This window comes from Frondihabitans sp. GW821-FHT04F02, from assembly GCF_059420045.1.
Genome location: NZ_JBWKSZ010000001.1, coordinates 929,585 through 937,352, shown reverse-complemented (window position 1 = coordinate 937,352; position 7,768 = coordinate 929,585). Strand labels below are relative to the sequence as shown.

Annotated in this window: 5 protein-coding genes; all 5 read right to left on the bottom strand. The window is 72.8% G+C overall.

What is annotated here, in order from left to right; genetic code table 11:
* The coding region (locus tag AC07TY_RS04405; RefSeq protein ID WP_494784432.1) for an amidase family protein at positions 1-890 on the bottom strand (890 nt) is incomplete at its 3' end.
* Positions 887-4,549: an urea carboxylase gene (gene uca, locus AC07TY_RS04400; protein WP_494784431.1), complete on the bottom strand. Its 3,663-nt coding sequence runs from the start codon at positions 4,547-4,549 to the stop codon at positions 887-889. The genes uca and AC07TY_RS04405, both read right to left, overlap by 4 nt.
* The gene (locus AC07TY_RS04395) at positions 4,546-5,208 is read right to left on the bottom strand and encodes an urea amidolyase associated protein UAAP2 (RefSeq protein ID WP_494784556.1); all 663 of its coding nucleotides are present in this window, start codon (positions 5,206-5,208) and stop codon (positions 4,546-4,548) included. The genes uca and AC07TY_RS04395 overlap by 4 nt, the downstream gene beginning before the upstream one ends.
* Before the next feature lie 56 nt (positions 5,209-5,264).
* On the bottom strand, positions 5,265-6,128 hold the full coding sequence (locus tag AC07TY_RS04390; protein WP_494784430.1) for an urea amidolyase associated protein UAAP1: 864 nt from the start codon (positions 6,126-6,128) through the stop codon (positions 5,265-5,267).
* Positions 6,125-7,723, bottom strand: coding sequence for an APC family permease (locus AC07TY_RS04385; protein WP_494784429.1), 1,599 nt, complete (start codon positions 7,721-7,723; stop codon positions 6,125-6,127). The genes AC07TY_RS04390 and AC07TY_RS04385 overlap by 4 nt, the downstream gene beginning before the upstream one ends.
* Between the last annotated feature and the right edge of the window lie 45 nt (positions 7,724-7,768).

The following is a 7,768-nucleotide window of genomic DNA, read 5'->3' as shown; positions in this document are numbered from 1 at the left end:
GCGTCTGCCCAGCCGGGGGCGAGCCCGTCGAGGTGCACGGGCGCGGGGACGGCGACGCGGGGGCGGGCCGGCAGGACGACCTCGGCGATGTCCACGCCGGTGGCAGCGAGGGCCGCGACGCTGCGCGCGAAGGCGTCTGCCCAGCCGGGGGCGAGCCCGTCGAGGTGCACGGGCGCGGGGACGGCGACGCGGGGGCGGGCCGGCAGGACGATCTCGGTCGGCCGGTCGTCGCGGGACAGCGGGTCGAGGCCGTCGGCGCCGGAGAGCAGCTCGACGGCCGTCCGGGCGAGCCCCAGGTCGCGGGCGAACACCGTGATGCAGTCGATCGAGCGGCACGCCGGCACGGAGCCTGTGGTCGGGAGGAGGCCGCGAGTGGCCTTCACGCCGACGATCCCGTTGAGCGCGGCGGGGACCCGGCCTGATCCTGCCGTGTCGGTGCCGAACGCCAGGTCGACGATGCCGAGCGCCACGGCCACGGCCGATCCCGACGAGGAGCCGCCCGAGATGCGCGAGGCATCCCACGCGTTGCGGACGGCGCCGTAGGGGCTCCGCGTGCCGACGAGGCCGGTCGCGAACTGGTCGAGGTTGGTCTTGCCGAGGACGAGCGCGCCCAGGGCGCGGAGCCGGGCGACGGCCGTCGAATCCTGTGAGGGCTCGTACGAGTAGGCGGCGGAGCCCGCTGTCGTCGGCAGCCCCGCGACGTCGATGTTGTCCTTGACCCCGGCGACCAGGCCGTGGAGGGGAAGATGCTCGCCGGCCGACGCCCGCTCGTCGAGTGCGCGGGCCTCGACCAGGGCCTCGTCGAGAGAGCGCAGGCTGATGAAGACCTCGGGCCGGTCGGCCTCGGCGATCCGGGCGAACGCCGCCTCGACGCGCGCGACGGCGCTCACGACGCGGCTCCGTTCGAGCCGTGCTCGATGGACACCAGCACCTGGCCGGGCGACACCTGGTCGCCGGTGCTCGCGTACACCTCGAGGATCCGCCCCGACAGGGGTGCTTCGATCACCGACTCCATCTTCATCGCCTCCACGGCCAGGATGCGGTCGCCCTTCTCGACGATCGCCCCCTTCTCGACGTTCACCTGCCAGATCGTCGACAGGAAGGGCGCCGACACCCCCGTCGCTCCCTCGGGCAGGACGACCTCGTCGGTCGCGGGAACGGGCGGCTCGTCTCTCACGTCGAACTCGCCAGAGGCGCGCCAGCGCTCCTTCTCGGCGTCGAACGCCGCCGCCTGCACGGCCCGGAAGTCGGCGATCGACCCGGCGTTGTCGTCGAGGAACCGCTGGTACGACGCGATCGAGAACTCGCCGTCGGTCGTGTCGACGACACCGCGCCCGGCGTCCGTCTCGGCGCGGAGCTCGAGGAGCTCGTCGGCCGAGACGGGGTACCACTCGATGCGGTCGAAGAAGCGGAGCGCCCAGGGGTCGTCCTGGAACAGGCCGCCCTTGCGGAACCGGTTCCAGATCTGCGTGGTGCGCCCGACGAACTGGTAGCCGCCCGGGCCCTCCATGCCGTAGATGCAGAGGTACGCCCCGCCGATGCCGACGGAGTTCTCGGCGGTCCAGGTGCGGGCCGGGTTGTACTTCGTGGTGACGAGCCGGTGCCGTGGATCGAGCGGCGTCGCGACCGGCGCGCCGAGGTACACGTCGCCGAGGCCGAGCACGAGGTAGCTGGCGTCGAAGACGGTGCGGAACACGTCGTCGACCGTCTCGAGGCCGTTGATGCGGCGGATGAACTCGATGTTCCACGGGGTCCACGGGGCGTCGCTCCGGACGCCGGCCATGTAGCGCTCGATCGCGAGGCGCGTCGCCGGGTCGTCCCACGACAGGGGCAGCCGCACGGTGCGCGACGGAACCACGAGCTCGCCGGTCGGCGGGATCTCCGTCTCGAGCTCCTGCAGGATCCTCGCCATGTCGGAGACCCTCAGCGTGCGGGCGTCCGTGTGGACCTGCAGCGACCGGATACCGGGGGTGACGTCGACGACGCCGGCCACCCCGGCCTCCGCCAGCCGCTCCTGGAGAGCGTGCACGCGCATCCTGAGACCGATGTCGAGCGTCATGTCGCCGTACTCGACCAGCACGTTGTCGTCGCCGTCGCGTCGGTAGGTGACGCTCGGCGCATCGGCCGACGCGTCGCGCCGTGCGAGCACCCCGTCGTCGCCGTCGCCGCCGGAGGTCAGCAGGGTGAGCGACGCCCGGTGGTCGACGAGCGCCGCGGCGTCGCCTTCTCTCACCGGCACGAACCGGACGGTGTCGCCCGGGCGGAGCTGGCCGACCTTCCAGAGCTCGCCGCTCGCGACGACGGCAGGGCAGACGAAGCCGCCGAGGCTCGGCCCGTCGGGGCCCAGGATGATCGGCGTGTCTCCCGTGAAGTCGACGGCGCCGACGGCGTAGGCGGTGTCGTGGATGTTCGACGGGTGCAGTCCGGCCTCGCCGCCGTCCTCGCGGGCCCAGCCGGGGCGGGGCCCGATGAGACGCACCCCCGTGCGCGCCGAGTTGTGGTGCACGCCGTAGTCGGTCGCGTAGAAGGCGTCGAGGTCGGCGCGCGTGAAGAAGTCGGGCGCCGCGTGCGGCCCCTCCGTGACGCCGATCTGCCAGCTCGACGTGAGCGCGGGCCGACGGTGCGCCGGGGTCGGCCCCGGGATCCGCGTCAGCCGCTCGTCGCCGACGATGGCCGGGTGGTCGGCCTCGGAGTCGGGCGAGCCCGTGCGCAGGACGTCGCCGGCGAGCAGTGCTCGCCCCGCGTGGCCGCCGAAGCCGCCGAGGGTGAACGTGGAGGCGCTGCCGAGGTACGGCGGCACGTCGATGCCGCCCCGGACCGCCAGGTAGAGACGGAGGCCGGGCCCAGCGGCCGTGCCGACCGACACGGTCTGCCCGGCTCCGACGTCGAACGGCTCCCACTGCGCCACAGGAACGCCGTCGACCTCGATGGTCGCGAGCGCCCCGGTGACGGCGACGACGCTCGGCGTCGAGAAGGTCAGCGTGGGTCCGGTGGCGGTCACCTCGAGCGCCGGCGCGCCCTCCGGGTTGCCGACCGCGAGGTTCGCCTCGGCGAACGACGCCGGGTCGAAGGGACCCGACGGAGGCACCCCCACCTGCCAGTAGCCGACGCGGCCGGGGAGATCCTGCACCGTCGTCTGAAGACCGGGCGAGACGACGTCGATGCGGGCGTCCGGGTCGTGCGTCTCGTCGAGCGTCGAGGTCGAGTGCACGGCACCGCGCAGCTCGACGTCGTCGGTGAGGGAGCGCAGGAACGCGAGATTGGTCACCACGCCATCGACGCGAGACGACTCGAGGCCCTCGCGCAGCAGGTCGAGCGCGCCGTCGCGGCTCGGCGCCGACGCGATGACCTTCGCGAGCATCGGGTCGTAGAAGGGCGACACCTCGAGCCCGGTCTCGATCCAGCCGTCGACGCGGACTCCGTCGAGAGCGGGGGAGCCGTCTCCCGGAAAGGCCGCGCGGGTGACGAGGCCCGAGCTCGGGCGGCTCTGCTTCGCCGGGTCCTCCGCGTAGACGCGCGCCTCGACGGCGTGTCCACGCGCTTCGGCGGCGACGTCGAAGACCGCGTCGTCGATGCCGGCGGAGCCGTCGCGCGCGAGTCGGAGCATGAGGGCGACGAGGTCGACCCCGTAGACCTCCTCGGTCACCGGGTGCTCGACCTGCAGCCGGGTGTTGACCTCCAGGAAGGACGCCTCCTCGCGGACCGGGTCGTAGACGAACTCCACCGTGCCCGCAGAGCGGTACCCCACGCTCTCGGCCAGGGATCGCGCCGACGAGTGCAGCAGCTCGCGCACGTGGCCTGGCAGGGCCGGTGCCGGGGCCTCCTCGATGACCTTCTGGTTGCGGCGCTGGAGCGAGCAGTCGCGATCGCCGAACACGGCGACACGGCCCTCGCCGTCGCCGAACAGCTGGACCTCGACGTGCCGGGCGGGGCGCACGAGGCGCTCGAGGAAGACCCCGGCCGAGCCGAAGTTCTTCTCGGCGAGCCGCGCCACGCCGAGGTAGGCCTCCCGCACCTCGTCGACGGTCGCGCAGGCCTGCATGCCGATCCCGCCGCCGCCGCCGGTCGCCTTGAGCATGACGGGCAGCCCGATGCGGAGCGCCTCGGCGACCGCCTCGTCGGCGCTTGCGAGCAGGCCCGTCCCGGCCAGCATCGGCACGCCGGCCTCGCCGGCCAGAGCCCTGGCGGTGTGCTTCGCCCCGAACGACACGATCTGCTCGGGCGTCGGGCCGACGAAGGCCAGCCCCGCGCCCTCGACGGCGCGGGCGAACTCGACGTTCTCCGAGAGGAACCCGTAGCCCGGGTGGATGGCGCCCGCGCCGGTGCGCTCCGCCGCCTCGAGGATCGCGTCGATCCGCAGGTACGACTCTCGGGCCGGCGCCGGTCCGAGCAGCACGCGGTCGTCGGCCTCGCGGACGTGGGGGGCGGCCCGGTCGGCCTCGGAGAACACGGCGACGGCCTTCAGGCCGAGGTCGTGCGCGGAACGGATGACGCGCCGGGCGATCTCGCCGCGGTTGGCGATCAGGACGGTGTCGAAGCGGGCGCTCACAGCGCGGCCCCGCCGGACGTGACGATCATCCGGAGCGGAGTCGGGTTGAAGTCGTTGCAGGGGTTGTTCATCTGCGGGCAGTTCGAGATGACCACGAGGACGTCGCGCTCGGCGCGGACCGCGACGCGGCGGCCCGGCGCGCTGATCCCGTCGACGATGCCGAGGGTGCCGTCCTGCTCGACGGGGACGTTCATGAACCAGTTCAGATTCGACACCAGGTCGCGGGCGCCGAGGCCGTGCTTGGCGCCCTCCGCCAGGAAGTTCTCGCGGCAGCCGTGCTGGAAGTGCGTGTGGTAGCCGTAGCGGAGCGTGTTCGACTCCTTGGAGCAGGCGCCCCCGATGGTGTCCTGGCGGTCGATCTCGTTCGCCGTCACCGTCATCAGCGGCTCGCCCTCGCCGGAGCGCAGCACGGTGCCCTCCCGCACGTAGGCGTTGCCCTGCCAGGCGATCGTGTCGGGCACGCTGTAGCGCCGGCCGTGGTCGAGCGCGTCGAAGATCAGGCAGTCGGCCGACTGGTTGCCGCCGACGTCGACGATGGTGAGGACGTCGCCTGAGGCGACGATTCCCGACCACGAGGCGCGGGGTGCGATCCGATCGTCGAGGACGACTGCTCCGGCGGACAGCGGGCCGGACCAGTCGAGCGGCGACCCGTCGGCCATCGAGGCGCCGACCGGGACGGTCGACTCCAGGGTTCCGGTGGTGGTGGCGAACAGGGTCACGGTCGGCGTGCCTCCCAGTAGTCGGCGGTGTTGAGGTAGGCGCGGGTGCGCTCCGGGCTGGTGCTCCACGCCGCATCGCCCGGACCGGTGGGGGAGCCTCGCCACGCGTGGACCCGCAGCGGGCCCACCGTGTACGACTCCCGCGGGTCGAGGGGGTGCGGCACGTTGGCCACGAGCAGGATCAGCGGGAGCTCGGCGGTCAGCTCGATGAAGGCGCCCTCTCCTGCGCTCCCGTCGAAGTGCACGTCGCCCTGCTCGTCGACGCGGGCGCCCTGGAAGAACGACACCGACGGCGGCAGATCGCGCGGAGTCAGGCCGTGCTTCGCAGCGCCGAGCACGAACAGGTCGCGGCCCGCCGGCGCCGGGCCCTCGGGCACGCTGGCGCCGTACTTCCTGTCGTTCCAGACCGCGCTCGACGTGCCGCAGAACGCGTCGTGATGACCCGAGCCGTCGCGGGTCACCGTGGCGAGCACCCGCCCGTCGCCCGAGAGAAGCGGATGCCCCTCGCCGAGGTACGCCTGCCACGGGATCTTCTGCGTGTCGGCGACGTTCAGGCGCTCCCACGGCTCGAGCGCATTGAAGACGAGCACGTGCGCGCACGCGTCGCCCGTCGGATCGTCGAAGCGGACGCGCGTGCCTCGGGCGACGACGCGGTGGGTGTATCCGCCGGGCGCGACGGTCTCGGCCCAGGTCAGGTCGCTCGGATCGATGCCCTCGGGCGCGAACGGCGAGGTGGAGGCCGGGAGGTACGGCATGAAGTCGGCCGTCAGCTCCGCCCGCGCCCGCGCGTTCTCGCGGGCGGCCCACACCGTGTCCGTGCCGGGAGCCGCGGCGCCGATGGCCGTCGTGTCGGCCGTCATGCGGCCTCCACCAGGGGGATCGCGGCGGTCGTCGGGACGAGCCGCAGGGCGCTGTGACGGCGGTGCGTCGCGGCGTAGTACGCGCCGCCGACGAGGAGCGTGGCCGTGATGAACAGGAGCGCCGACCACTGCAGCCACCAGCTGTGCCCGGTCAGGTCGTAGATCGCCGCTCGCGGCCAGGCGAGGTTGATCACCATGAGCACCTGGAAGACGACCGCGACGACGTTGACCGGGATGGCCCAGCGGCCCATCGAGAACAGCGGCCTGCCGTCCTCGTCGACGCCGGCCTCCTTGTCGCGCGTCCAGCCCTGGAGACGCCGCACGAGGAGCGGCACGGTGACGCCGAGGTAGGCGAGGTAGAGCATCGCGATGCAGAGGCTCGACAGCGCCGTGAACAGGGCCGAGTTGCCCGAGTTGACGGCCAGAGCGATCGCGGCGGCCACGCCCACGACGACCGAGGTCGCGATCGGCGTCCCCGTGCGCGGAGACACCCTCGCGAGGAAGGCCGAGAACGGCAGAGCCCGCTCGCGGGCCATGGAGTAGACCATGCGCGAGCCCGACGTCTGCACCGCCAGCGTGCAGGCGAAGACCGCCACGGCCACGCAGCACAGGAGCAGTCGTCCGAGGACGCCTCCGAGCCGGGACTCGACCACGCCGGCGAGCCCGCCGGAGACGAGCGAGCCGTCGGACAGGCTCGGAGCCGCGACGAGAGCCGCGACGATCAGGAGCGCGCCGCCGAGGCCCGAGACCGTGAGGGCGCGGATGATCGTCTTGGGCGTCGTGCGGCGGGGCGCATGCGTCTCCTCCGAGAGCTCGCCCGCCGAGTCGAAGCCCACCATGACGTAGGCCGCCATCAGCGCCGACGCCAGCCACACCCAGAGGTACGAGCCGCCCGGGGCGCGGCCCTCGGTCGTGAAGACGACGCTCGCCAACCGCTCGGGCAGGAGGAACAGCGCCGCCACGAGCACGACGACGCCGACGATCTCGATGGTGACGCCGACGCTCGTCACGCGCGCCATGAGCTTCACCGAGACGATGTTCACCGCCGTCGTGATCGCCAGCATGATGATGCCGAGCACGACGGCGTTCTGCGCTCCTGTCGCAGACAGCGGTGCCGAGTCGGCCGTCGGGCCGCCGACGATCTGGAAGCCGGACCAGATCGCCGGGAGCACGGCCTGCACGGCGACCGCTGCGACGGCGACGGTGAGGATCTGCCCGATGATCATCGTCCAGCCGGTGAACCAGCCGACCACCGACCCGGCCAGGCGGCTCGACCACTGGAAGATGGCGCCTGAGATCGGCCACCAGGCCGCCAGCTGCGCGAAGTTGAGGGCCACCATCAGCTGGCCGACGAACACGACCGGCCACGCCCAGAAGAACGCGGCGCCGCCGAACGAGAAGCCGAGGCCGAACAGCTGGAACACGGTCGTGAGGATCGAGACGAACGAGAATCCGGCGGCGAACGAGGCGAAGGAGCCCACGCCGCGGTGGAGGTCCTGCGGGTAGCCGAGCGCGTTCGGCTCCGCCGAGTCGGTGCGGACCGCGGCGGGCTCGGTGCGGGGCGAGAGCGGGGTGGAGCGAGAGGGCGAGCTCATGACGTGCCTTTCGCGAGGGGAATTCCTGTCGAGCGACAGGTATGT